Source organism: Flavobacterium beibuense (assembly GCF_004151245.1).
Classification (GTDB): Bacteria; Bacteroidota; Bacteroidia; order Flavobacteriales; family Flavobacteriaceae; genus Flavobacterium; species Flavobacterium beibuense_A.
Window position 1 is genome coordinate 195,830 of sequence record NZ_JUIW01000008.1, and the last position, 24,157, is coordinate 219,986.

23 protein-coding genes and 4 tRNA genes are annotated in these 24,157 nt (G+C 36.5%); all 27 read left to right on the forward strand.

Features of this window, described 5'->3' with window-relative positions; translation table 11 throughout:
• The first annotated feature begins 77 nt into the window (after positions 1-77).
• The 27 genes from NU09_RS12480 to rplL all read left to right on the forward strand — a co-directional run bounded on the left by NU09_RS12480 (position 78) and on the right by rplL (position 24,116).
• Positions 78-2,033 (forward strand): S8 family serine peptidase, encoded by a 1,956-nt coding sequence (locus tag NU09_RS12480; protein ID WP_129751630.1) that lies wholly within the window; start codon positions 78-80, stop codon positions 2,031-2,033.
• 244 nt (positions 2,034-2,277) lie between these two features.
• Positions 2,278-5,352: a SusC/RagA family TonB-linked outer membrane protein gene (locus NU09_RS12485; protein ID WP_129751631.1), complete on the forward strand. Its 3,075-nt coding sequence runs from the start codon at positions 2,278-2,280 to the stop codon at positions 5,350-5,352.
• 11 nt (positions 5,353-5,363) lie between these two features.
• Positions 5,364-6,845 (forward strand): RagB/SusD family nutrient uptake outer membrane protein, encoded by a 1,482-nt coding sequence (locus NU09_RS12490; protein WP_129751632.1) that lies wholly within the window; start codon positions 5,364-5,366, stop codon positions 6,843-6,845.
• A gap of 20 nt (positions 6,846-6,865) precedes the next feature.
• Positions 6,866-7,720 carry a hypothetical protein gene (locus NU09_RS12495; RefSeq protein ID WP_129751633.1) on the forward strand — a complete coding sequence of 285 codons (855 nt, stop codon included), beginning with the start codon at positions 6,866-6,868 and terminating at the stop codon, positions 7,718-7,720.
• 26 nt (positions 7,721-7,746) lie between these two features.
• Positions 7,747-8,592 carry a hypothetical protein gene (locus NU09_RS12500; protein ID WP_129751634.1) on the forward strand — a complete coding sequence of 282 codons (846 nt, stop codon included), beginning with the start codon at positions 7,747-7,749 and terminating at the stop codon, positions 8,590-8,592.
• 102 nt (positions 8,593-8,694) lie between these two features.
• Positions 8,695-10,662: a putative porin gene (locus NU09_RS12505; RefSeq protein ID WP_129751635.1), complete on the forward strand. Its 1,968-nt coding sequence runs from the start codon at positions 8,695-8,697 to the stop codon at positions 10,660-10,662.
• Between the two features lie 78 nt (positions 10,663-10,740).
• Positions 10,741-12,102: a pyridoxal-phosphate dependent enzyme gene (locus tag NU09_RS12510; protein WP_129751636.1), complete on the forward strand. Its 1,362-nt coding sequence runs from the start codon at positions 10,741-10,743 to the stop codon at positions 12,100-12,102.
• Positions 12,103-12,149: 47 nt separating this feature from the next.
• On the forward strand, positions 12,150-12,662 hold the full coding sequence (locus NU09_RS12515; RefSeq protein WP_129751678.1) for a 3'-5' exonuclease: 513 nt from the start codon (positions 12,150-12,152) through the stop codon (positions 12,660-12,662).
• Positions 12,663-12,702: 40 nt separating this feature from the next.
• Positions 12,703-13,974, forward strand: a complete 1,272-nt coding sequence (locus NU09_RS12520) for a DUF2851 family protein (protein WP_129751637.1) — start codon at positions 12,703-12,705, stop codon at positions 13,972-13,974.
• A gap of 40 nt (positions 13,975-14,014) precedes the next feature.
• On the forward strand, positions 14,015-14,242 hold the full coding sequence (locus tag NU09_RS12525; RefSeq protein WP_129751638.1) for a PspC domain-containing protein: 228 nt from the start codon (positions 14,015-14,017) through the stop codon (positions 14,240-14,242).
• A gap of 21 nt (positions 14,243-14,263) precedes the next feature.
• On the forward strand, positions 14,264-15,142 hold the full coding sequence (locus NU09_RS12530; protein ID WP_129751639.1) for a ComEA family DNA-binding protein: 879 nt from the start codon (positions 14,264-14,266) through the stop codon (positions 15,140-15,142).
• Between the two features lie 14 nt (positions 15,143-15,156).
• Positions 15,157-16,299: an acyl-CoA dehydrogenase family protein gene (locus NU09_RS12535; protein ID WP_129751640.1), complete on the forward strand. Its 1,143-nt coding sequence runs from the start codon at positions 15,157-15,159 to the stop codon at positions 16,297-16,299.
• 161 nt (positions 16,300-16,460) lie between these two features.
• Positions 16,461-17,813 (forward strand): alpha-amylase, encoded by a 1,353-nt coding sequence (locus tag NU09_RS12540; RefSeq protein ID WP_129751641.1) that lies wholly within the window; start codon positions 16,461-16,463, stop codon positions 17,811-17,813.
• A 72-nt stretch (positions 17,814-17,885) separates the two neighbouring features.
• The gene (rpsU, locus tag NU09_RS12545; RefSeq protein WP_129751642.1) at positions 17,886-18,080 is read left to right on the forward strand and encodes a 30S ribosomal protein S21; all 195 of its coding nucleotides are present in this window, start codon (positions 17,886-17,888) and stop codon (positions 18,078-18,080) included.
• Positions 18,081-18,151: 71 nt separating this feature from the next.
• Positions 18,152-19,054, forward strand: coding sequence for a tyrosine-type recombinase/integrase (locus NU09_RS12550; RefSeq protein ID WP_129751643.1), 903 nt, complete (start codon positions 18,152-18,154; stop codon positions 19,052-19,054).
• A gap of 27 nt (positions 19,055-19,081) precedes the next feature.
• On the forward strand, positions 19,082-19,384 hold the full coding sequence (gene hpf, locus NU09_RS12555) for a ribosome hibernation-promoting factor, HPF/YfiA family (RefSeq protein ID WP_129751644.1): 303 nt from the start codon (positions 19,082-19,084) through the stop codon (positions 19,382-19,384).
• A gap of 92 nt (positions 19,385-19,476) precedes the next feature.
• Positions 19,477-19,550 (forward strand) — tRNA-Thr (locus NU09_RS12560).
• Positions 19,551-19,586: 36 nt separating this feature from the next.
• Positions 19,587-19,667: transfer RNA gene (locus NU09_RS12565), tRNA-Tyr, on the forward strand.
• A gap of 28 nt (positions 19,668-19,695) precedes the next feature.
• A tRNA-Thr gene (locus NU09_RS12570) sits at positions 19,696-19,767 on the forward strand.
• Positions 19,768-19,823: 56 nt separating this feature from the next.
• The gene (tuf, locus tag NU09_RS12575; protein WP_129751645.1) at positions 19,824-21,011 is read left to right on the forward strand and encodes an elongation factor Tu; all 1,188 of its coding nucleotides are present in this window, start codon (positions 19,824-19,826) and stop codon (positions 21,009-21,011) included.
• Positions 21,012-21,071: 60 nt separating this feature from the next.
• Positions 21,072-21,142: transfer RNA gene (locus NU09_RS12580), tRNA-Trp, on the forward strand.
• Positions 21,143-21,158: 16 nt separating this feature from the next.
• Entirely contained in the window at positions 21,159-21,356 is a 198-nt protein-coding gene (gene secE, locus NU09_RS12585) for a preprotein translocase subunit SecE (protein ID WP_129751646.1), read from the forward strand.
• Positions 21,357-21,366: 10 nt separating this feature from the next.
• Complete coding sequence (gene nusG / locus NU09_RS12590; RefSeq protein WP_129751647.1) at positions 21,367-21,918, forward strand: transcription termination/antitermination protein NusG; 552 nt, start codon at positions 21,367-21,369, stop codon at positions 21,916-21,918.
• A gap of 70 nt (positions 21,919-21,988) precedes the next feature.
• Entirely contained in the window at positions 21,989-22,426 is a 438-nt protein-coding gene (rplK, locus tag NU09_RS12595; protein WP_129751648.1) for a 50S ribosomal protein L11, read from the forward strand.
• 21 nt (positions 22,427-22,447) lie between these two features.
• Positions 22,448-23,137: a 50S ribosomal protein L1 gene (rplA, locus tag NU09_RS12600; protein WP_129751649.1), complete on the forward strand. Its 690-nt coding sequence runs from the start codon at positions 22,448-22,450 to the stop codon at positions 23,135-23,137.
• Positions 23,138-23,159: 22 nt separating this feature from the next.
• Positions 23,160-23,675: a 50S ribosomal protein L10 gene (gene rplJ / locus NU09_RS12605; RefSeq protein ID WP_129751650.1), complete on the forward strand. Its 516-nt coding sequence runs from the start codon at positions 23,160-23,162 to the stop codon at positions 23,673-23,675.
• Between the two features lie 63 nt (positions 23,676-23,738).
• Positions 23,739-24,116 (forward strand): 50S ribosomal protein L7/L12, encoded by a 378-nt coding sequence (rplL, locus tag NU09_RS12610; RefSeq protein WP_129751651.1) that lies wholly within the window; start codon positions 23,739-23,741, stop codon positions 24,114-24,116.
• Positions 24,117-24,157: the final 41 nt, after the last annotated feature.

The following is a 24,157-nucleotide window of genomic DNA, read 5'->3' on the forward strand; positions in this document are numbered from 1 at the left end:
TATTTATATATTCTTATTAGGATTTAACGTATTGCAGATAAATTTCTATTCATTGATTATTAAATACTTAACCGGTTATGAAAAAAAATACTCTATCAGCTTTTTTGTTGCTGTCTTTGGGATTTGCAGGCTTAACGGCCAATGCCCAAAGCAATCCTGAATTGAGAGCTAAAATTATAGCGCAATATGATCAGGCTGAAATTAGCAGAGTTCGTGCAGAACTTCAAGATTATAACGAGAAGAATTACAATAGGGCTCTTGAACTTGCAAAGGTTAACGGGTGGCCGTTAGTTGTTAAAGATAAGAATGGAGGTAACTGCTACCTTAGTGGGGTTACTAAAAATGATGAGCCTCTCTATAAAGGGAATGATAATAATTATGGTCCTTCCAGTTCAGCTATTACAGCCCGTGTTAATCATTTAAGGGCGGGTGGTAGCCTGGGTCTTGATCTTCAGGGGCAGGGTATGACTGTAGGAATGTGGGAAATCAGAGGTCCTTTAACCACGCATGAGCAATTAGTTGGGAGGATAACTCCAGGGGACCAAGTTGCTTTTAGTAGTTCTAGTTCAGCTGCTTTAAATGAGTCAGGTCACGCTACACACGTTGCAGGTACCTTAATCGGTTCCGGTAATGGTGATATTACAGCTATGGGCATGGCGCCACAGGCTAATTTATTAGCATATGATTCCTATCTTGATAATGATGAAGCCCTTGCTGCTGCAACTAATCCTAATATTATGCTCTTAATCTCAAATCACTCTTATGGGTTCAAAGTAGGTACTGTGCCAGCATGGTTGCAGGGAGCTTATTCTTTAGAGAGCCGTCAGTGGGATGAGGTAATGCATGCTGCTCCATACTATCAGGCAGTTATATCTGCGGGTAATGACAGGGAAGGTGCTAATACTAATGATTTGCTTATAGGAAACAAGGTCTCAAAAAATGCTATTGTAGTGGCTGCTGTAGAAGGTGTTGCAAATTATAATATTGCAGGTGATGTTGATATGTCTGAGTTTAGTAGTTGGGGGCCAACAGATGACGGAAGGATAAAACCGGATATTTCTATGAAAGGTGTTGCTGTGCATTCATCTTACCCTGTGTTCTCTGAAGATAACTCGAGTATTATTAGTGGTTATGTCAAACTTCAGGGTACGTCTATGGCTTCTCCTGGTGTAGCAGGTACTCTGCTTTTGTGGCAACAATATTATAGTGAGTTAAATGGTGAGTTTATGCGTGCAGCTACATTAAAGGCTCTTATGATAAACAGTGCTGATGAGGCAGGAAGTTTTCCAGGTCCTGACCAAAAATTTGGATGGGGGCTTATCAATGCGAAAAGAGCTATAGAGACAATTAATGCTAATGGTGAAACTTCAATAATTGATGGTGATCTTGTTTTGAATCCCGGCGAAACTTATACAAGAAATATTATGGTTGAGGGTAATCAGGATTTAAGGGTTACTGTTGTTTGGACAGATCCGGCATGGATAGATATCGCAGTTGATGAGAATGATAATAATGATTCAACGTCTAAACTTGTTAATGACCTTGATGTTAGGGTGCAGGGCGAAGGTGATATATTTCCTTCCTTGCCTTGGGTACTGGGTGATTTTTTAGCGTTAGGTGCTGTAAAGGGAGATAATGATAAAGACAATGTTGAGGATATACTAATTTCTCAAAATGAAATTACCCCGGGCGTATATACTATTACTGTTACACATAAAGGGACTCTTGCTCAAGCGCAGCGTTTTTCATTAGTTGTAAATGCTGTAACCGATGAGTTTAATGTGAGAGATTCTAAGTATAACAGCGTTTCTGTTTACCCGAATCCTGCAACAGATGTTGTTAATATTAAGTTAGGTTCAGGTGTACAGGGGACTGAAGGGAGTGTGGTGATGTATGATTTGCAGGGAAGAATTGTTAGGCAGTTTAATTCTTTAGTAGATAAAGTTGATGTTTCATCATTAAATTCAGGTATGTATATTTTAAATATTGAATATGACGGATATACAGAGTCTAAAAAAATAATGGTAAAATAATAATATTGTAATAACTTTTAATTATACATATTTATTTAGAAAACTGTCTTTAAGGCAGTTTTTTTTGTTTTAGTTGAAATTTATGCGCAACCATTTAACAATTTTGGTATCTATTAATCATATGATTTGCAAATTTTTAATAGTGTAATTTTTCTTTGATTTAACATTATTATTCCGAAGTAATATTTGTTTTATTAATAAATTATTAAGAAGTTTGCGGTTAACTAACTCAAATTAATAAAGTATGAGATCGAAGTTTACTTGGATTATGACGCTTTTAGTGGCGTTGACAATTAATTTCTCTTTTGCGCAGGAGAAAGTGGTGAGTGGTACGGTGTCCGATGAATTGGGCCCTATGCCGGGTACTAATGTTCTTGTAAAAGGAACACAGCGCAGTACTCAAACTGATATTGATGGTAAGTTTTCCATTAGTGCTAGTCAGGGAGAGGTTTTAGAGTTTTCTTTCGTGGGTTATCAGTCACAAGAAGTGACAGTTGGTACCCAGAGCACTTATAATGTAGTTATGGCTCAGGGAAAACAACTTATTGAAGTTGTAAAAGACGTTTACAGAAGTGTAACGCCTAAAAAAGCAACAATGGCTGTTGCGAGTATTACTGCTGAGGCAATTGAAGATAGAGCTAATGCTTCAGTTCTTCAGAGTCTTCAGGGTCAGATAGCCGGTTTAAATATCGGTACTGGTTCAGGACAGCCGGGTGCAGATAGTACTATTATCCTTCGTGGTGTTGGTAGTATCAGTGGTAACGTTGAGCCATTATTCGTAATTGACGGTATTCCTGTTGATGAGGATGGTTTCAGAAGTTTAAACCAAATGGATATTGCAAATGTTCAGGTTTATAAAGATGCTGCTGCGACTTCAATCTACGGTAATAGAGGTGCTAACGGTGTAATTGTTATTACAACTAAGAGAGGATCTCTTGATCAGAAGATGCAGTTTAGGTATACTTCACAGTTTGGTTACAGTGAATTACAGCCTTTAAATATGGAGTTAATGAATTCAAGTGAATTATTAAACTTCCAGAGTAGAGTTGGTGAAGGTTTAGGTTCTGAACTTACTCAGGCTGAAAGAGATTTGTTAGCAAGACAAAATAATACATACTGGTCTGATATATTCTTCAGAAAAGGTGTTACTCAATCACATAACCTAGCTATAACAACAGGTTCTAAAACTACAACGAACTTTACTTCATTAGGTTATTTTGAGCAGGATGGTATTTTTATGAATACTAACTTTAAACGTTTTAGTGTTAGAAATAACTTTACCGGAAAATCAGAAAACGGTAAATTTAATTACAGCTTTAACTTTAATGGTAACTTCTCAAGATCTAATGGTGTAGACGGAGCTGGTTCAAATGCAATATACTTTGCTCCATTTAGAGCTGCTCTTCACGGTTTACCTTATCTTTCTCCGTATGATCCGGATGGTAGTATAACTTCTACAGGTGGAATGGTTTATGGTGATCCGGGTTCAATTAGCCCAGATAAAGCTCCTTATGTTCTGCTTAATTCAGTTAAAATGAATACAGATGTTGAGGATGAGATTAAAATTTTATCTAGTTTCTCAGCTGATTGGAATTTTGCTAAAAACTTAACAGCTGGTTTCCAAATGGGTATAGATTACTCTGGTTTCAGAACTCTTGAAATTCTTCATCCAAACAGTTTATTAGGCCCTTACCAGGTTGAAGGTACTGATGGAAATAATTATGCTGAATTTGGAGGTGTACAGGCAGAGTCTCACAGTAGAGATTTCAGATTCAACTCTGTAACAAGATTAAACTATAACAATATTTTTGCTGAAAAGCATACTATTGATGCTACATTATTTGTAGAGTACAACAAAGCACATCTAGACGGAATCAGCTTTAGTCAAAGAGGTCTTGACCCTAGGTTAGTTGGTACAGGAGCAGCATTTATCTCTGGTACTGTAGTAGAAGGAGATGGTCAGCCATATATTCCTACTTTAGGTTCAACTAAAGTTTCAGAAGGTTTATTCTCTTACTTTGCTAACTTCGATTATGATTTTGAAAGTAGATTTGGTTTAACTGCTACTATTAGACGTGATGCATCTTTCCGTTTTATTGATGATAACAAATGGGGTACTTTCTGGTCAGTAGGTGGTAGATGGAATATAGATCAGGAAGAGTTCTTCAAGAGTAAATTTCCTGCTACAGAGCTTAAAATTAGAGCTTCTTATGGTACTTCAGGTAACCAACGTATAAACAATGCTCAATATTCAGCATTAAACCTAACCCGTAGCTTATATGGCCAGGGAGGTAACTACAATGGTTCAGTTGGTACAGTTCCTACACAAATCGGTTATACTGATTTAAGATGGGAAGAAACTGCACAAACTAACGTTGGTGTTGACTTTGGTTTTTGGAATAATAAACTTTCAGGTAGTGTAGATGTGTATAGAAAACGTACAAGTGACTTATTCCAGTCTACTCCTGTATCTCCGGTAAATGCAACAACTTCTATTGATACTAATATTGGTAACATGGAGAACAAAGGTGTTGAGTTAACATTAAAGTATACAGTTTACAACAAAAATGGATGGAATGTTGTTCTTAATGGTAATACATCATACAATAAAAACTTCATCAGAGACTTACCTGATAGCTACAATGGTTTAGTATTTAACGGTGGTTCAACTTCATTAATTGAAGGTGAGGCTATTAATACTTTCTATATTGTAAGATATGCGGGTGTTAACCCTTCAAACGGTAACGCTTTATTCTATACTGCTGATGGTGGTTTAACAGAAACTCTTGATGATTCAGACAGAATTAATACAGGTAAATCAAGCTACCCGGCTTGGCAAGGTGGTTTTGGTACTTTAGTTACTTACAAAGGATTTGAATTTAGTACTCAATGGAGTTATTTTGCTGATCTTTACAGAAATAACCTTGATTATGCTGAACTTGAGGAAACTAGTGTTATTGACGATGGATCTAACAGGGTAAGCTCTACAGCTACTGCTTGGCAAAATGTTGGTGATATCACTTCTGTTCCAAGAGTAAATAACCCGTTAGGTGCTGTTGATTATATCAACTTTACAGACAGATACCTTGAAGATGCTTCTTTCTTAAGATTAAGAAATGTTTTATTAGGTTACTCATTCAGTAAAGAAACTCTTCAGGATTTACCAATCTCTGGTCTTAGATTCTTTGTACAGGGAGAGAACTTAATTACTTTCTCTTCTTACAGAGGATGGGATGCTGAAGCTGGTTTCCGTACGACTGACAGGGGTAACTATCCTACTCCTAAGATTTATACTCTTGGAGCTGTTATTAATTTCTAAAAAAAATAACTATGAAAAATATATTTAGAATAAGTTTACTAGCTTTATTTGTAGGAATGGTTTCCTGTGAAGATGCTACAGATATAATTCAGGAATCAGAACTTTCTGAAGATATTGCTTATCAGACTGTTGATGATTTACGCAGTGGTTTAATAGGCGTTTATGCAGCATATAGCCCAGATGCAGGAGGTAATGGTTCTGGGGATAGTGTTCTTTTTAACGACCTGTTTACAGATAACATTAAAAAAGGTGCATCAAGTTCAGGACAGGGTAATACTGTATACAGCTTTATTGTGCAGCCAGGTACAGGTTTTCCTAACTCTATCTGGAATAGTCGTTATGCTGTAATCAACTTTGCAAATAGGGTATTAAGAGCTTGGGATAGAATTTACCCTACTCTTGAGACTGAAGATGATAGAGAAGCTGCTCAGGAAATTAAAGCTCAGCTTTTAGCAATGAGAGGTTTTATGCACTTTGAACTTCTTCAATATTTTGCACCTAGCTATACTGATTTAAGTCAGCCTGGTGTTATAATTATGGATTTTGTTCCGGAGCTTCAGCAAGTTTTTCCTCGTAGTACAGTAGGAGAGGTATTTGCTTTTGTTGATAATGATCTTGAGGAGGCTGCTACTCTTATGGGGGGTACATTTGATTCATTTGGCGCGTATGCTGCTGAGGAAGATATACTTTACTTTGTAGGACCTGATGCTATTAAAGCTATGCAGGCAAGAGTTGCACTATTTGAAGGTAATTATACTGTAGCGCAAACATTAGCTGTTGAGTTAATGCAAGGTCACAATCTTGCTGTGGGTCAGGCTTATGTTGACATGTTCTTAAGTGATGATGCATCTATAGAAGAGCAAATATGGACACTTTCTCGTCGTATAGGTGATAATAGAATAGTAGCTTTATATGCTGCAAACGGTTCTGGAGAAAATGGTAGCCCTTTCTTTGAAATCTCTAACAGTTTATTTAATCTTCTTTCTAATAATGACGTAAGAAGAGTTGTTCTTGTAGAGGGTAGTTCTACTTTTGTTGGTGTAGATTCTCCAAACAACATGTTACTTATTGGTAAATATCAAGGATCTACTGATGGTGCACAGATCAACGATTTAAAGATTTTCAGATCTTCTGAAATGGTTCTTATTAAAGCTGAATGTGAAGCTCGTGCAGGCAATTTAACTGCTGCTGCTAATTCAATTAAAACTTTAAGAGACGCAAGATATGTTAATCCTGCTCCTGCTCCGGTTTACGCTAACCTTGATGCTGCTTTAAATGATGTTCTTTTAGAGAGAAGGTTAGAATTTGCTTTTGAGGGTCACAGATATTTAGATCTTAAAAGATTAAACAGAGCAATTAACAGAAATGATGCAGACTGTGGTTCATTTAGCGCTCCTTGCGGTCTAAATGCAGGAGATTACAGATTTACGTTACCAATACCTAACTCTGAGATCAGTGCTAACCCTACAATCCAACAAAATCCTGGTTACTAAAATCAAAAAATGAAATGAATATGAAAACATTTTTTAAAATATTATTATTAGCAGCAGTTGTCACTTCTTGTGATGATGTTGAGCCTACTATTTTTCATGGCGATGATCCTGCTGAGCAAACTTTTCTTTCTTTTTCTAGCGGAACTTATTCGCTTCCAATTGAAAGAAATGCTACAGGAACAAGTACTGTAACATTAACCGTTAGTACTATTTCTACTGTAGACAGAACTTATAATATTGAGGTTATTGCTGGTTCTGCAAATCCGGCTACCTACTCAGTTCCTACTTCAGTAACTATTCTTGCAGGTGAATATACTGCAACATTTAATATTACAGGTACTGATAACAATTTAGTAAATGAGAATATTAAGACTTTTGAAATTAAAGTTTCAGAAGCTTCTATAACAGGAGAATCTCTAGGTGATGTTCAGTCTACAGTAAATGTTTATGAAGTGTGTCCTCTTCAGGCTCCTTTTTTAGGAACTTATAAAGTGACTTCAACTTCTGCAATTTTTAATAACGTATTTCCTTTTGGTAATGGTGTTAATATTGAATTACTGGAAGGTTCTAATCCATATGAGCGAGTATTTTTTGGTAATGCTTATGCAGGGTATGGTAGCACACAAAGAATTCCAATTAACTTCCAGTGTGATTATTTAAACCTTGGTGCTAATCTTAATGCTCAGGTAGGTTGTGGTGAAGAGGATGGAGATGGAAACCCGATTTATATTTGGTTAGAGCCTGCAGATGTTGGTGATCGCGCTCCTTATAATACTAATAATGAAGGTTCATTTACAATGAACTTTATAGAAAATGCTAGAGGTGCATGTGAAGCTCCATCGGAGTTAAACTCTGCTACATTTGTTAAACAATAATTAACTATATACGATATTAATTAGTTATGAAAAAATTTATATACGGTATTTTAAGTTTGGCAGCTATTTCTTTAGCTAGTTGTGATTATCACGACCCAAACGACGGTAAATTTGGAGGTGAATCTTCTGCAGGATGGGTTGAATTTGAAGAAGATGGTGTAAGCTATCTTAGTGTAGTTCAAGGTTCAGGGTCTACAGTAGAAGCTACTATCCCGGTTGTTATCAAGAGCGTTGACTTAATTGACTTAAATAATGATCTTGTTTCTAATAACCCAGTAAACAATGGATTAACAGTTTATTATACAATTGAAGATATAGATGGTTCTTCAGCTTATTTAAACGCTTCAGGATCTGTTTATATTCCTAAAGGAGAGTTAAGTGCTAATATCGCTTTTACAGTTCCTGCGTCTGCTCAGGTTTCTTGTACAGAGTTTAAAGTAACATTAACTTCTACAAGTAATTCTAACGTTTCTGTTGGTTTTGAGGAAAATAACATTGTTTCTCAAACTTTTGTTGTAGGTGCTTATGATTTAAATGCAATGGTAGGTACTTATAACGCTTTATTAGATGGTGAAGACCAGTATCAGTGTAATGTAACTTTAGGAGAAGAGCCAAACTCTTTAATCATTGGTGATATTTATGGTATTGCTCCTGGTTCTCAAACTACTATTTATGTTAATGAGGATGGGTCTATATCATTCCCTGATTACACAGATAACTTTTTATTCACTAACGGTGGTACAAGTATCTATGTTGAAGGTTTTAACGGTCTTTCAACTTGTTTAAATGGTGGTACTATGGCTCTTAGCTTTAGATTAAGAACTACTACTACACTTTATGCTACTAATAGTCTTGTACTAACTAAGCAATAATATTATATTTTATATATAATTTAAAAACCCGCTGTTAAGCGGGTTTTTTTATATGTTTGTTTAAAGCTAAAAAATTATCTTTGTCCAAATTATCAAAGCCCGATGCTAAAGAAGTTTATTATTTTTTATATGTTGCTTTTTCCTGTTGTGTTGTTTTCACAAATAAACAATAAGAAAGGATTAAGATCTGCTGGTAATACTACATCTGAAAATAAGATGCAGACGTCTGATAGTAATGCCGATTTAAAGCGAGGGGCTAAGAAGGAAAAGGATACAATTGCTACTGTTGACATGTATAAAATTATAACACTGGATAGGGATACTACCTATGTTGATACATCACTAACAGTACAAAATGATTATAAAGTTAATTATCTTAGAAAAGATAATTTCGGCTTACTGCAGTTCCCTAATATAGGACAAACCTATAATATTCTTGACTATGGATTGGTAGATCATAACCCGTTTCCTGAGTTTGGTTTTAAAGCTAAACATGCGGCTTATATGGAGGTAAATGATATTAACTATTATAATGTTCCTACTCCTTATACTGATTTGTTTTACAGGTCGGTACTGTCTCAGGGACAGATGCTGGATGCATTTATTACTTTAAATACTTCTGAAAATCTAAACTTTGCAGTAGCCTATAAAGGTTTACGCTCTATAGGTAAATATGTAAACTCTATTTCCAGTAATGGTAACTTCAGGTTTATTACAAGTTATAATACAAAAGACAAAAGATATAACTTAAAACTTCATGTAACAGCTCAGGATATATCCAATCAGGAGAATGGAGGTATTATAGATACTAATCTTTTTGAGAGCGGTGATGCACTTTACACTGATAGAGAAAGGTTAGAGGTGTATTTTCAGGATGCTTCTTCTTTGCTTAAGGGTAATAGGTATTTTGTTGACCATACCTTTAGATTAAGTAAAAGCAATCCTAATAGTATACTGTTGCATCATCAGTTTAACTATGAGAATAAATCGTTTACATATACCCAGCCAACTGCGAGTGCAAGGTTTGGTCCGTGGTATACCTCAAATGTAAACAATAAAACCAGATACAACAGAATGTATAATATGGTAGGTGCAGCCTATACAAATGATAATATAGGTACACTTGAGTTTTATGTTGAAGACTATACATATAACTATTACTATAACAGAGTTATATTGGGAGATAACTTTGTACCCAATTTATTAAATGACAGGATTGATACTTATGGTGCAAGATATACTTATCAAAAAGGTAAGCTTAAAGGATCGGTACTTTTCTCAAATTCTATAACAGATCAGTCGTTGGCTAATATACAGGCTTCTGCCAGATATAGGTTTAACGATGAAAATGAGCTTAGCTTTAGGTACCAGAACATGAACAAGCTTCCTGATTTAAACTATAGACTTTACCAGAGCAGTTATGTGGAATACAACTGGTATAATGAGCTAAAGAATGAAAAAATAAACAACTTTGAGTTTGAAGCTAAAACCAAGTGGCTCACTGCTTCTATGCAGTATACAGTATTAAAAGATAAATTGTATTTTGAAAGGCTTGATGTAGCTTATGATTCGGATGATGTTGAACCTTTGATTGTAAAACCTGCTCAGTTTGATGGTACAATTAATTACTTTTCGGTAAAAGCATCAAAGGATATTAAGTTTGGTAAGTTTGGACTTGATAACACACTCCTTTATCAAAGTGTTTCACAAAGCGATGCGATTTTAAATGTACCGGACTTTACTACCAGAAATACCCTTTATTTTTCAGAATACCTGTTTAAAAAAGCATTGTTTGTCCAGACAGGAGTAACATTCCAGTATTTTACAAAATACTATATGAATGGTTATAATCCGCTTTTGGGAGAGTTTTATGTTCAGGATGAAAAGAAGATAGGCGACTTTCCTTTAATGGATTTCTTTATCAATGCAAAAGTAAAACAGTTTAGGGTGTTCCTTAAGGCAGAACATTTTAATTCTTCTTTTTCAGGGTATAACTATTATTCGGCACCTACTTATCCTTATAAGGATTTTGTTATACGTTTTGGTGTTATCTGGGATTTCTTCTCTTAAGATTCTGTCATTTAACTGTTTTTTTAAGCTTTATCTAATATCTTTGTCCTCAAATTTGAGGCAACATTTACTATTATAATGAAATACGCAAAAAACATACTTGAAACCATTGGTAATACACCTTTAGTAAAACTTAATAAACTGACTGAAGATATTGAAGCTTTGGTTTTGGCGAAAGTTGAAACTTTTAATCCGGGTAACTCGGTTAAGGACAGGATGGCTGTGAAAATGATAGAAGATGCAGAGGCTGACGGTCGTTTAAAACCGGGAGGTACTATTATTGAAGGTACTTCGGGAAATACAGGTATGGGACTTGCTTTAGCAGCGATTGTTAAAGGGTATAAGCTTATTTGTGTTATTTCAGACAAGCAGTCTAAAGAAAAAATGGATATTCTTAGAGCTGTTGGAGCCAAGGTTGTGGTTTGTCCTACCGATGTTGAACCAACCGACCCTCGTTCTTACTATTCGGTATCTAAAAGACTGGCACAAGAAACACCTAACGGATGGTATGTTAACCAATATGATAATCCGTCTAACGCTGTTGCTCATTATGAGCAGACTGGTCCTGAGATTTGGGAACAGACGGAAGGTAAGATTACACATTTTGTAGTAGGGGTAGGTACCGGAGGTACTATATCGGGCGTTGCAAAATATTTAAAAGAGAAAAACCCTAATATCAAGATATGGGGTATTGATACTTATGGTTCAGTATTCAAAAAATACCATGAAACCGGAGTATTTGATGAGAATGAAATTTACTCTTATATCACAGAAGGTATAGGGGAGGATATATTACCTAAAAACGTAGACTTCTCTTTAATTGACGGCTTTACTAAAGTGACCGATAAGGATGCGGCGGTTTATACCAGAAAATTGGCTCTTGAAGAAGGAATATTTGTAGGTAACTCTGCCGGGGCTGCTATAAAAGGCTTACTTCAGCTGAAAGAAAACTTTAAAAAAGACGATGTTGTTGTGGTATTATTCCATGATAGCGGCAGCCGTTATGTGGGTAAGATGTTTAACGACGACTGGATGCGTGAAAGAGGTTTCCTTGATGAGGAAATTACTAAAGCAGAGGATCTGATTAAAGATCATGCAGATAAACCACTTGTGGTGGTAAGAACCGAAGAATTGGTGTCGCATGCTATAGAGCGTTTACGTAAATACAAAATATCTCAAATCCCGGTTATAGATACTAATGGTTTTATAGGTTCGGTTGATGAGACTGATTTATTCAGGAGCTATGTGGAGGATAAGGATATAGCTGAAAAGCCAATCAGGGAGGTAATGGGTAAACCATATCCTGTAGTACAGGCCAATACTTCAATTGAGGAAGTGTCTAAGCTTATCAATAAGGACAATCAGGCAGTGTTGGTAGATTTAGGAAATGGTAAACACCATATTATAACCAAGCATGATATCATAAGTTCGATAAAATAATTTGACTATATTTGAAAAGGGCCTTTATGGCTCTTTTCTTTTTTTATATGAGTACGTTTACAGCCATAGATTTTGAAACTGCAACCGGTTATGCACATAGTGCCTGTGCAGTAGGTATAGTAACTGTTGAAAATGGTGAAATAACCGAAGAATATTATACACTTATCCAGCCACCGGATAATGAATACTGGTACAGGAATATAATGGTACACGGTATAAAGCCTGTAGAGACTCTTGATATCCCAACTTTTGACGATATTTTTCCCGAAATACAAAAAAGGCTTTACGGCAGGAAGATTGTAGCACACAATGAAGCTTTTGATAGAAATGTGCTGATAAAAACCATGAAATATTACGGGTTGTATTATGACGAACTGGAGCTGGCTGATAAATGGGAGTGTACCTGTCGTATTTATAGGGCAAAGGGCTATAAGCCAGCTAATTTAAAATATTGTAGTGAGCGCAACGGTATAGAACTTAATCACCATGAAGCATTGTCTGATGCGAGGGCCTGCGCTAAACTTTATTTACTTCATAACAATCAGATAAAGCTTTTTTAAGATTTTTCTTTACTTTAGGGGTTTGTAACCACACCCTAAAATGAAAGAAGACTTCCTCCATTATTTATGGCAGTTCAAAAAGTTTGATCTGCTGAATATACATACCACCAAAGGAGAAAAAATAGAGATCCTGAATTCAGGACAATACCTGCAACAGGCGGGTCCTGATTTTTTTAATGCACAACTTATAATAGGTACACAAAAATGGGCAGGCAATGTAGAGATACATTTAAAGTCTTCCGATTGGTATGTGCATAATCATGAACGAGATGCCGCTTATGAGAATGTGGTGCTTCATGTGGTATGGGAACATGATACAGAAATCTTTAGAAAGGATAATACTGAGATTCCGGTATTGCAATTAAAGGATTATACAGATAAAAGTCTTGTAGATAGTTACCGTTCGTTAACCTCACCTAAAACCTGGATATATTGTGAAAAGGAGTTGGCTACGGTAAACAGTTTTGTTTTTGCCAACTGGAAAGAGAGATTGTTTTTTGAAAGGCTGGAAAGGAAATCTTTACCTGTGCTGGAGTTGGCAAAAGAAACGGCAAATGACTGGGAGGCTGTTTTGTTCTGTTTTTTGGCTAAGAATTTCGGATTAAATACAAATGGAGAGATTTTTTATAAAATAGCAGGGTCAATTCCGTTTGCTATTATAAGGAAAGAAGGATTTGAAGCAGAAAATCTTGAAGCACTCTTTATGGGTAGGGCAGGACTACTTAAAGGAGATAAAGAGGATGTTTACTATAAAGAATTACAGACAAGGTACAATTACCTCTTTACCAAATACAGGTTTGAAGAAGTCCATATAAACGAACTGCAGTTTTTTAAACTGCGCCCCGATAATTTTCCTACTATACGCCTGTCGCAATTAGCACAGTTATATCATTTGCATCAAAACCTTTTTTCTAAAATAATAGAAGCAGATTCTTTAAAAAGTATCCATGATATTTTAAAGATTCAGTCTGGAGACTATTGGCAAACCCATTACCAGTTTGATAAAGAAAGCACAAGAAAAAGAAAAACCCTTTCGTCATCATTTATAGACCTGCTGGTTATTAATACGGTTATTCCCTTTAAGTTTGCTTACAATAAGCATGTAGGTAAAGAATCAGACGAGGGGATGATTGCCTTACTTCAGGAAATAGCACCTGAAAAGAATGCTGTTATCGATAAGTTTAAATACTATAAGGTTCCCGTGGAATCGGCATACGATAGTCAGTCTTTATTACAATTAAGGAATGAATACTGCGCTCATAAAAAATGTATGCAGTGCGCTTTAGGGTTAGAGCTTATTAAAAGCTTATAATACTAACTTTTTGTTTAAATTTGGACTTCAAATTCTATTTATGTCATTTGTAACAAACATCAGGCACTTTTTTGAAAGACACGGTTTTCGTGTGTCAGCCCGTCTGGCCGACAGGCTGGGTATGCGTGCTACAAACGTAAGACTGTTCTTTATATATATATCCTTTGTAACTGTTGGGTTATGGTTTGGGGTATATCTTACGCTTGCCTTCTGGCTTCGCTTAAAAGATGCTGTTTATACCAAACGCAGTTCGGTATTCGATTTATAAACTTCTTATACATTCTTAAGAATGAAAAAACCTTTCGGATTCTTTTTGCGTTTTACTAAAGGGCAACGAAAGGGTGTTATGGCTTTACTGTTTCTGATTATCATTTTTCAGGCAGGCTATTTTATATTCACATCATTTGGTTTTTCGGGTAATAAAGAGATTTCTCCTGAAGAGGCAGAATGGTTATCTCATCAGGAAGAAATTGACAGGCTTAAAGAAGCGAAGTCTGTTAAGAAAGATACTATCTTTCCTTTTAATCCTAATTTCATTTCCGACTATAAAGCGTATATACTTGGGCTGAATGAAGTACAGCTTGATAAACTGACCGTATTTAGAAAAACAGGAGCTTATGTTAACTCTCCCGAAGAGTTTAAGGAAGTTACCGGTATACATGATACTTTATTACTAAAGCTAAAACCTTACTTCCGCTTTTCTGAAAAACCTGACATTATGGTAAGTAAGGGAGAGGCAAAACAAAAACCTGTAAAAGAAGAAAGGATTAAAGTAATAGATATTAATGCTGCAACCAGCGAACAACTGCAGAGTGTTTATGGGATAGGACCTTATTATGCCAAGTGTATTCTTGAAAAAAGGGAGCAGCTTGGCGGTTATGTGAATATGAATCAGCTTGATGATTTTGATGATGTTCCCTCTGATGCTTTACTTCTTATAGGGGATAAGTTCGCAGTGCTTCATGAACCGATAGTAAAAACTATAAATGTAAATACGGCTTCTTTACATCAACTTTCAAGATTTCCTTATTTTAATAAAGATTTAGCCAGAGCAATTATTACCCAACGCAGCATGTTAGGAAATTTTTCTAAAATTGAGGATTTGTTAGAAATAAATGGTTTTCCTGTTGAAAAAGAAAAAATAATTGCCTTATATTTGGAATTCTAAAAAAAATAGTCAAAATGAATTTCGAATATAGCGAAACCCAAAAAATGATTGCTGACTCCATTAAGGATTTTGCAGATCAGCATATACGTCCTAATATTATGGAATGGGACGAAAAACAACACTTTCCGGTAGACCTTTTTAAGAAACTTGGCGAAATGGGATATATGGGAGTTCTTGTTCCGGAAGAATATGGAGGAACAGGGCTTGGTTATCATGAATATATTACTGTTGTAGAAGAAATATCTAAGGTAGACCCTTCAATAGGTTTATCGGTAGCGGCACATAACTCGTTATGTACAAATCATATCCTTACTTTTGGTAATGAGGAGCAAAAAAAGAGATGGATTCCTAAACTGGCAACTGCCGTGCATATAGGTGCATGGGGGTTAACGGAACACAATACAGGATCTGATGCAGGGGGTATGAATACTACTGCTGTAAAAGACGGAGACCACTGGGTTGTTAACGGTGCTAAGAACTTTATTACGCATGCTAAATCGGGTGATATAGCTGTGGTTATTGTTCGTACGGGAGAAAAAGGTGATTCTAAAGGTATGACTGCTTTTGTATTTGAAAAAGGCATGCCTGGTTTTACAAGTGGTAAAAAAGAAGACAAGTTAGGTATGCGTGCCAGCGAAACTGCAGAGCTTATTTTTGATAACTGCCGTGTTCCGGATGCAAACAGATTAGGTGAAGTAGGAGATGGTTTTGTTCAGGCGATGAAGGTTCTTGACGGAGGTAGGATTTCTATCGGTGCGTTATCGTTAGGTATAGCAAAAGGAGCTTATGAAGCTGCTCTTAAATATTCTAAAGAGCGTTATCAGTTTGGTCAGCCTATCAGTAGTTTCCAGGGTATTGCTTTTAAGCTTGCCGATATGGCTACAGAAATTGAGGCATCTGAATTACTACTTCACAAAGCGGCTTATCTTAAGAATAACAATAAAAAAATGACCGTTGCGGGAGCAATGGGTAAAATGTATTCATCTGAAGTATGTGTAAGGGTTTCTAATGAAGCGGTACAGATACATGGAGGGTATGGCTATACTAAAGATTACCCAGTTGAGAAGTTTTACAGAGACTCCAAATTATGTACTATAGGTGAAGGAACAACTGAAATCCAGAAACTTGTAATATCACGGAACATATTAAAAGACTAATTATTTATAATTTAAATAATTGTAAAAGAGCAACTTATATAGGTTGCTCTTTTTTTATTAAACTTATCAACATTACAACGTTGTAGTGTTAAAATATTTTTTGATTTCGTAAAATGAAGGGGTTATATATGTAGATTAAATAAAATTTAACCCTTTTAATTATGAAATACATATTTACTCTACTGTTCGCTTTGGCTTTAATAAGCTGTAGCGATGAAGCGGATGTTAAAGATGACATCCAGACAAGTCAGGAGGTTACCACTCCGGTATTCAATACAAAGGCTATAGGTTCTAAGGTTATGATGCAGGCCTTTTACTGGGATGTTCCGGCTGGGGGGACATGGTGGAATACGGTAAAAGGTAAAGTTCCTGCATGGAAAAACGCCGGTATAGATGCTATATGGCTGCCTCCTGCTACAAAGGCACAAAACGGCCCGTTTTCTATGGGGTATGATCCTTTTGATTATTTTGATTTCGGTAGCTATAATCAAATGGGTAGTACGGAAACCCGCTTCGGTTCCCTATCGGAGATTCAGTCACTTATTTCTACAGCTCATTCAAACGGGGTAAGTGTTATAGCTGATATCGTTATTAATCACAACAGCGGTGGTGCTTCGCAGGCTAACCCTTTTACGGGGGGCAATACATGGACCAACTTTCAGCCTGCTTCAGGATTGTTTAATAGGTCTTATTATGATTTTCATCCTAATGATGTGCATTCCGGGGATTCAGGTTCGTTTGGCGGATATCCTGATTTGTGTCATGATAAACAATATGTGCAGGACTGGTTGTACAACAACTCTAACTCTATAGCTAAATATTATAAGAATGTGATGGGGTTTGATGGCTGGCGTTTTGATTATGTAAAAGGTTTTGAACCGTGGGTGGTTAAGAATTTTAAAAATGCCGCAGGTGGTTTTGCTGTAGGGGAGTATTGGGATGGCAATGCGGCTACTTTAGAGTGGTGGGCTAATCAGGCAGAAGCCAGTGCTTTTGACTTTGCGTGTTACTACAGGATGAGGGATGCTTTTATGGGTAATGATCTTACTCAGCTAAATGGAGATATGCTTTTAAAACGTAATTCCTATAAAGCTGTAACTTTTGTAGCTAACCATGATACGGATGAGATATATAATAATAAGTTACTGGCTTATGCTTATATAATGACTCATGAAGGTTACCCTTGTGTATTTTACAGGGATTATGAAGAGTGGCTGGATAAAAATAAAATGAATAACCTTATATGGATACATAATAATAAGGCTTCGGGTAACACAACTTATTTATATGCAGACAATGATGAGTATGTGGCGAGAAGAAACGGAAGTCCGGGGTTAGTAGTTTATATCAATAATAGTAATTCATGGCAGGAAAGATGGGTAGATACTAACTGGGCTAATACAGTTATAAAAGATTATACGGGTAATTCAGGTTGGGAGCCTACTACTCAAAGTGATACCTGGGTAAAAATTCAGGCGCCCCCTCATGGGTATACCATTTGGTCGGTAAAATAAATTTAAATAATTGGTTTTTAATCAAAAAATATTTTATAAGTTTGCACCCTTAACGAGAGGAGGTGTTATATTATGTTGATTATACCAATTAAAGACGGAGAGAATATCGATAGAGCTCTAAAGCGCTACAAGAGAAAATTTGATAAAACAGGAGTTGTTAGACAACTAAGAAGTCGTCAGCAGTTCACGAAACCATCTGTTGTAAGAAGAGCTCAAATCCAGAAAGCAGCTTATATCCAAACATTAAGAGACTCTGTAGAGAACTAATTAATTTTTTGGATTTAAAATAATAACCGTTAGCAGAAAAGTTCATTAACTTTGCTGTTAACGGTTTTTTTATGATTAATTCTAAACAGGCATATGCAGATTATCTTTTAAAGGAGAAGAATTATTCTCTTTTAACCCTTAAGGCTTATACTAATGATTTGTCTGAATTTGAATCATTTATCAAACAGGATGATGAAAGTATGGAACTTGAAGATGTGGTTTATGCTCACATTAGGGGTTGGATAGTAAATTTGGTGGAGCAGGGGTTATCTAACCGCTCGGTAAACCGAAAGATATCTTCGCTTAAATCGTTTTACAAATTTTTACTTCGTGCAAAGCAGATTGAGATCAATCCGCTTCAAAAACACAAGTCGCTTAAAACAGAAAAAAAAATCCAGGTTCCTTTTTCTGAAAAAGAGCTTACTGCTGTGTATGAGGAAATGGAGTATGCCGATGATTTTGATGGTGTTAGGGACAGGCTTATTGTGGAGCTTTTTTATACAACAGGCATGCGTAGGGCAGAGCTTATTGGTCTAAAACTTAACTCCTATGATAAAGGTGGGCAGACTTTAAAGGTTTTAGGTAAGAGAAATAAGGAGAGAATATTACCGGTTTTGAGCTGTACTGCTCAACTTATTACAAAATATCTTACAGAAAGAAATGAGCTTGAAAATATAGTAGACAGAGATGTGTTAATTTTAAACAGGAGGGGTCAAAAAGTGAGTGAATCTTTTGTTTATAGGTTAATAAATAGTTACTTTAGTGTTGTCTCTGCTAAGGTTAAAAAGAGTCCTCATGTGTTGCGTCATACTTTCGCTACACATTTACTCAATAACGGAGCAGATTTAAACTCAGTAAAAGAATTATTAGGTCACGCAAGTTTGTCTTCTACTCAAATATACACGCACAGCAGTCTTGCGGAGCTTAAAAAAGTATATCAGGAAGCGCATCCCCGTAACCGAAATGATTCATAATGTTTAACTATTTTAAAAGTTATGTTTATGAAAGTAAATGTTCATGCAGTCAACTTTAATGTTGACAGAAAACTGGTTGGCTATGTTCAGGAAAAATTGGATAAGCTTGATAAGTATTATGACAGAGTTGTATGTTCTGATGTGTTTTTTAAACTGGATAATACGAGTGCAAAAATTAATAAGATTGCAGAGCTTAAAGTTAGTGTTCCCGGAGACGAATTTGTAGTCAAAAAACAGTGTAAGACATTTGAGGAGGCTGTAATGTTAGCGGCTGATTCCATGGAGCGTTTATTGGTGAAAAGAAAACAAAAAGTAAGAGCGCATTCATAACTGAAAAAAAAGTTCAAAAATGTTTTGATTAAAATAAAAAATCTATACATTTGCAGTCCGTTAGAAATAGCGGACTTTTTTTATTCTAAGTTGCCGGTGTAGCTCAGCTGGCTAGAGCAGCTGATTTGTAATCAGCAGGTCGTGGGTTCGAGTCCCTCCATCGGCTCAAAGTTTTTTGAAAAGCAACTGAAGATAAAGGTTAGGGGAGATACTCAAGCGGCCAACGAGGACGGACTGTAAATCCGTTGGGAAACCTTCGCAGGTTCGAATCCTGCTCTCCCCACTAACTTTAAGCGAGAGCTTAGGATTAAGCCGGTGTAGCTCAGGGGTAGAGTGCTTCCTTGGTAAGGAAGAGGTCACGGGTTCAAATCCCGTCATTGGCTCAATATTAGTAAAAATTTGAACACTAATTATATAACTAAGATTAAATTATTAAATCATGGCAAAGGAAACTTTTGATCGTTCCAAACCGCACTTGAATATTGGTACTATTGGACACGTTGACCACGGAAAAACAACTTTGACTGCTGCTATTACTAAAGTATTAGCTGATGCAGGTCTTTCTGAAGCAAGATCATTTGATCAAATTGATAATGCTCCTGAAGAAAAAGAAAGGGGTATTACTATTAATACATCTCACGTAGAGTACGCTACTGCTAACCGTCACTACGCTCACGTTGACTGTCCAGGTCACGCGGATTACGTTAAGAACATGGTTACTGGTGCTGCTCAGATGGACGGTGCTATTCTTGTAGTTGCTGCTACAGATGGTCCAATGCCACAAACTCGTGAGCACATCCTTCTAGGTCGTCAGGTAGGTGTTCCAAGAATCGTTGTATTCATGAACAAAGTGGATATGGTTGATGATGCTGAGCTACTTGAGCTAGTAGAGATGGAAATCCGTGACCTATTATCATTCTATCAGTATGATGGTGATAACGGTCCTGTAATTAAAGGTTCTGCTCTAGGTGCACTTAACGGTGAGCCAAAATGGGTTGATACTGTTATGGAGCTTATGGATGCAGTTGATAACTGGATCGAAGAGCCGGTACGTGATAGAGAGAAGCCATTCCTTATGCCTGTTGAAGACGTATTCACAATCACTGGTCGTGGTACTGTTGCTACAGGTCGTATCGAAACTGGTGTTGCTAACACAGGTGATCCTGTAGAAATCATTGGTATGGGTGCTGACAAATTGACATCTACTATTACAGGTGTTGAGATGTTCCGTAAAATCCTTGACAGAGGTGAAGCTGGTGATAACGTAGGTCTACTTCTTCGTGGTATAGATAAAGCTGATATCCGTCGTGGTATGGTTATCTGTAAGCCAGGATCAGTTAAGCCTCACGCTAAATTCAAAGCAGAGGTTTATATCCTTAAAAAAGAAGAAGGTGGTCGTCACACTCCATTCCATAACAACTACCGTCCTCAGTTCTACGTTCGTACAACTGACGTAACAGGTACTATTAACTTACCTGCAGGTGTTGAGATGGTTATGCCTGGTGATAACCTTACTATTGATGTACAATTACTTAGTCCAATCGCTCTAAGCGTAGGTCTACGTTTCGCTATCCGTGAGGGTGGTAGAACTGTAGGTGCTGGTCAGGTTACTGAAATTCTAGACTAATTTATTAGTTAAATAATAAAAGGCCGGCAGTGCTTTTGTAACTGCCGGCTTTTATAACAAACGGGCGTAGTTCAAGGGTAGAATAGCGGTCTCCAAAACCGTTGATGGGGGTTCGAATCCCTCCGCCCGTGCAAAAAACGAAATTATATGGCAAAGGTTACCAATTATATATCAGAAGCATTTACTGAGTTAAAGACAAATGTAACGTGGCCTGAATGGTCAGAAGTACAGCGATTAACTATTATTGTTGCTGTTTTTTCTATACTTTTTGCTTTAGCAACATTTGCAGTTGATAGAGGGTTTGAAGTTGTTGTTGCGAGAATTTATGATTTCTTAAAAAATTAATTTTATTACGATGACTGATAACAATGTCAAAAAATGGTATGTGGTTAGAGCGGTAAGCGGTCAGGAAAATAAAGTTAAAAACTACATCGAAACTGAGATAAGCCGTTTAGGTATGGCTGATTATGTTTCTCAGGTACTTGTTCCTACTGAAAAAGTAGTACAGGTTAGAGATGGTAAGAAAATTAGCAAAGACAGAGTTTATTTTCCGGGATATGTTATGATTGAAGCAAATCTAACCGGAGAAATACCTCATATAATTAAGTCAATTTCCGGAGTTATTGGTTTCCTTGGTGAAACTAAAGGCGGAGACGCTGTGCCGTTACGTCTTTCGGAAGTTAACAGGATGCTGGGTAAAGTAGACGAACTTTCTGTTAAGACAGATAACGTTGCGATACCTTATGTAGTAGGTGAAACAGTTAAAGTTATCGACGGGCCGTTTAACGGATTTAACGGTACAGTTGAGAAGGTTAACGAAGATAAGCGTAAGCTTGAGGTGATGGTGAAGATTTTTGGAAGAAAGACACCATTGGAGTTAAGCTTTATGCAGGTTGAAAAAGTATAATTTTTGTTACACTAATATATAAATCACATCATTCGCTTCCAAATGAAGATGTGCTAAATCTTTTAAAGAAATGGCTAAAGAAATTAGTAAAGTAGTTAAACTACAAGTTAAGGGAGGTGCTGCGAATCCTTCGCCACCGGTTGGACCTGCTTTGGGGGCTGCTGGAGTTAACATCATGGAGTTCTGTAAGCAATTTAATGCTAGAACTCAGGATAAACCAGGCAAAGTATTACCAGTACAAATTACTGTGTATAAAGACAAGTCTTTTGAATTTGTTGTTAAAACGCCACCTGCAGCTATTCAATTATTAGAAGCTGCTAAGTTAAAGTCGGGTTCTGGTGAACCAAACCGTAAGAAAGTAGCTAGTGTTACTTGGGATCAAATTAGAGCTATTGCAGAAGACAAAATGGCTGACCTAAATGCATTCACTATTGAGAAAGCAATGAGTATGGTTGCCGGTACTGCAAGATCTATGGGTATAACAGTATCAGGAACAGCTCCTTTTTAATCGTAAAAAGAAAAAAAAGACATGGCAAAATTGACAAAAAAACAAAAAGAGGCTGCTTCAAAAATTGAAAAGAACAAGCTGTATTCTCTGAAAGATGCTTCTGCATTAATCAAAACAGTTGCTTCTGCAAAATTTGATGAGTCTGTTGATATCGCAGTACGTTTGGGTGTAGATCCTAGGAAAGCGAATCAAATGGTTAGAGGGGTTGTTACATTACCACACGGTACAGGTAAAGACGTTAGAGTACTTGCATTAGTAACTCCTGATAAAGAAGCTGAAGCTAAGGCTGCTGGTGCAGACCACGTAGGTTTAGATGACTACCTTCAAAAAATTAAAGACGGTTGGACAGATGTTGATGTTATCATTACTATGCCAAGCGTTATGGGTAAACTGGGTCCGTTAGGTAGAGTTTTAGGTCCAAGAGGTTTAATGCCTAATCCTAAAACAGGTACCGTAACTATGGACGTTGCAAAAGCTGTTCAGGAAGTGAAAGCTGGTAAAATTGACTTTAAAGTTGATAAAACCGGTATTGTTCACGCCGGAATCGGAAAAGTATCTTTTGATGCTGACAAGATTTCTGAGAACGCTCACGAAATTATTCAAACATTAATCAAATTAAAACCAACTGCAGCAAAAGGTACTTACATTAAGAGTATTCACATCTCTAGTACTATGAGTCCTGCTATTGCTTTAGATCCTAAGGCGGTATAATTGGTAGTTAAAAAGTTTTATTATGACCAGAGAAGAAAAATCAAGAGTTATTGAAGATTTAACTGCACAGTTAACCGGTTCAAATGTGATCTATCTTGCAGATATATCGGGCCTTGATGCAGAAACTACTTCAAACTTAAGAAGAGCTTGCTTTAAAGCAGGTATCAAGTTAGAGGTTGTTAAAAATACTCTTATTGAGAAAGCAATGGAGTCTTCTGAAAATAACTATGGTGAATTACCATCGATATTAAAAGGAAACACTTCCATTATGTTTGCTGAAGTAGGAAATGCTCCTGCTAAAGTAATCAAAGAATTCCGTAAAAAATCTGATAAGCCTTTATTAAAAGGAGCTTACATTAATGAGGCGGTATTTATCGGCGACAACCAGTTAGATTCTCTTGTTGCTCTTAAATCTAAAGAAGAAGTTATCGGAGACATCATCGGATTACTTCAATCGCCTGCTAAAAATGTTGTTTCTGCTCTTAAATCAGGTGGAGGCAAGATTGCGGGTATTGTTAAAACATTATCTGAAAGATAATAACCAACGCGAGTACGCACTTAATAAATTATATATTTTAAAAACTATTTAAAACGATAGAAAATGGCAGATTTAAAACAATTCGCAGAACAATTAGTTAACTTAACAGTTAAAGAAGTTAACGAACTAGCTACAATATTAAAAGATGAGTATGGTATCGAGCCTGCAGCTGCTGCTGTAGCTGTTGCTGGTCCTGCAGGTGGTGCTGGTGCTGAGGCTGCTGCTGAGCAAACAGAATTCACTGTAGTACTTAAAGATGCTGGTGCTTCTAAATTAGCTGTTGTTAAAGCTGTAAAAGAACTTACTGGTCTAGGTCTTAAAGAGGCTAAAGATCTTGTAGATTCTGCTCCTGCAAACGTAAAAGAAGGTGTTGCTAAAGACGAGGCTGAAGGTCTTAAAAAATCTTTAGAAGAAGCTGGAGCTGTAGTTGAGCTTAAATAAGCAGACTTCGGTTTGAAAACCTAGGTTTAGGCCTTGAGAAA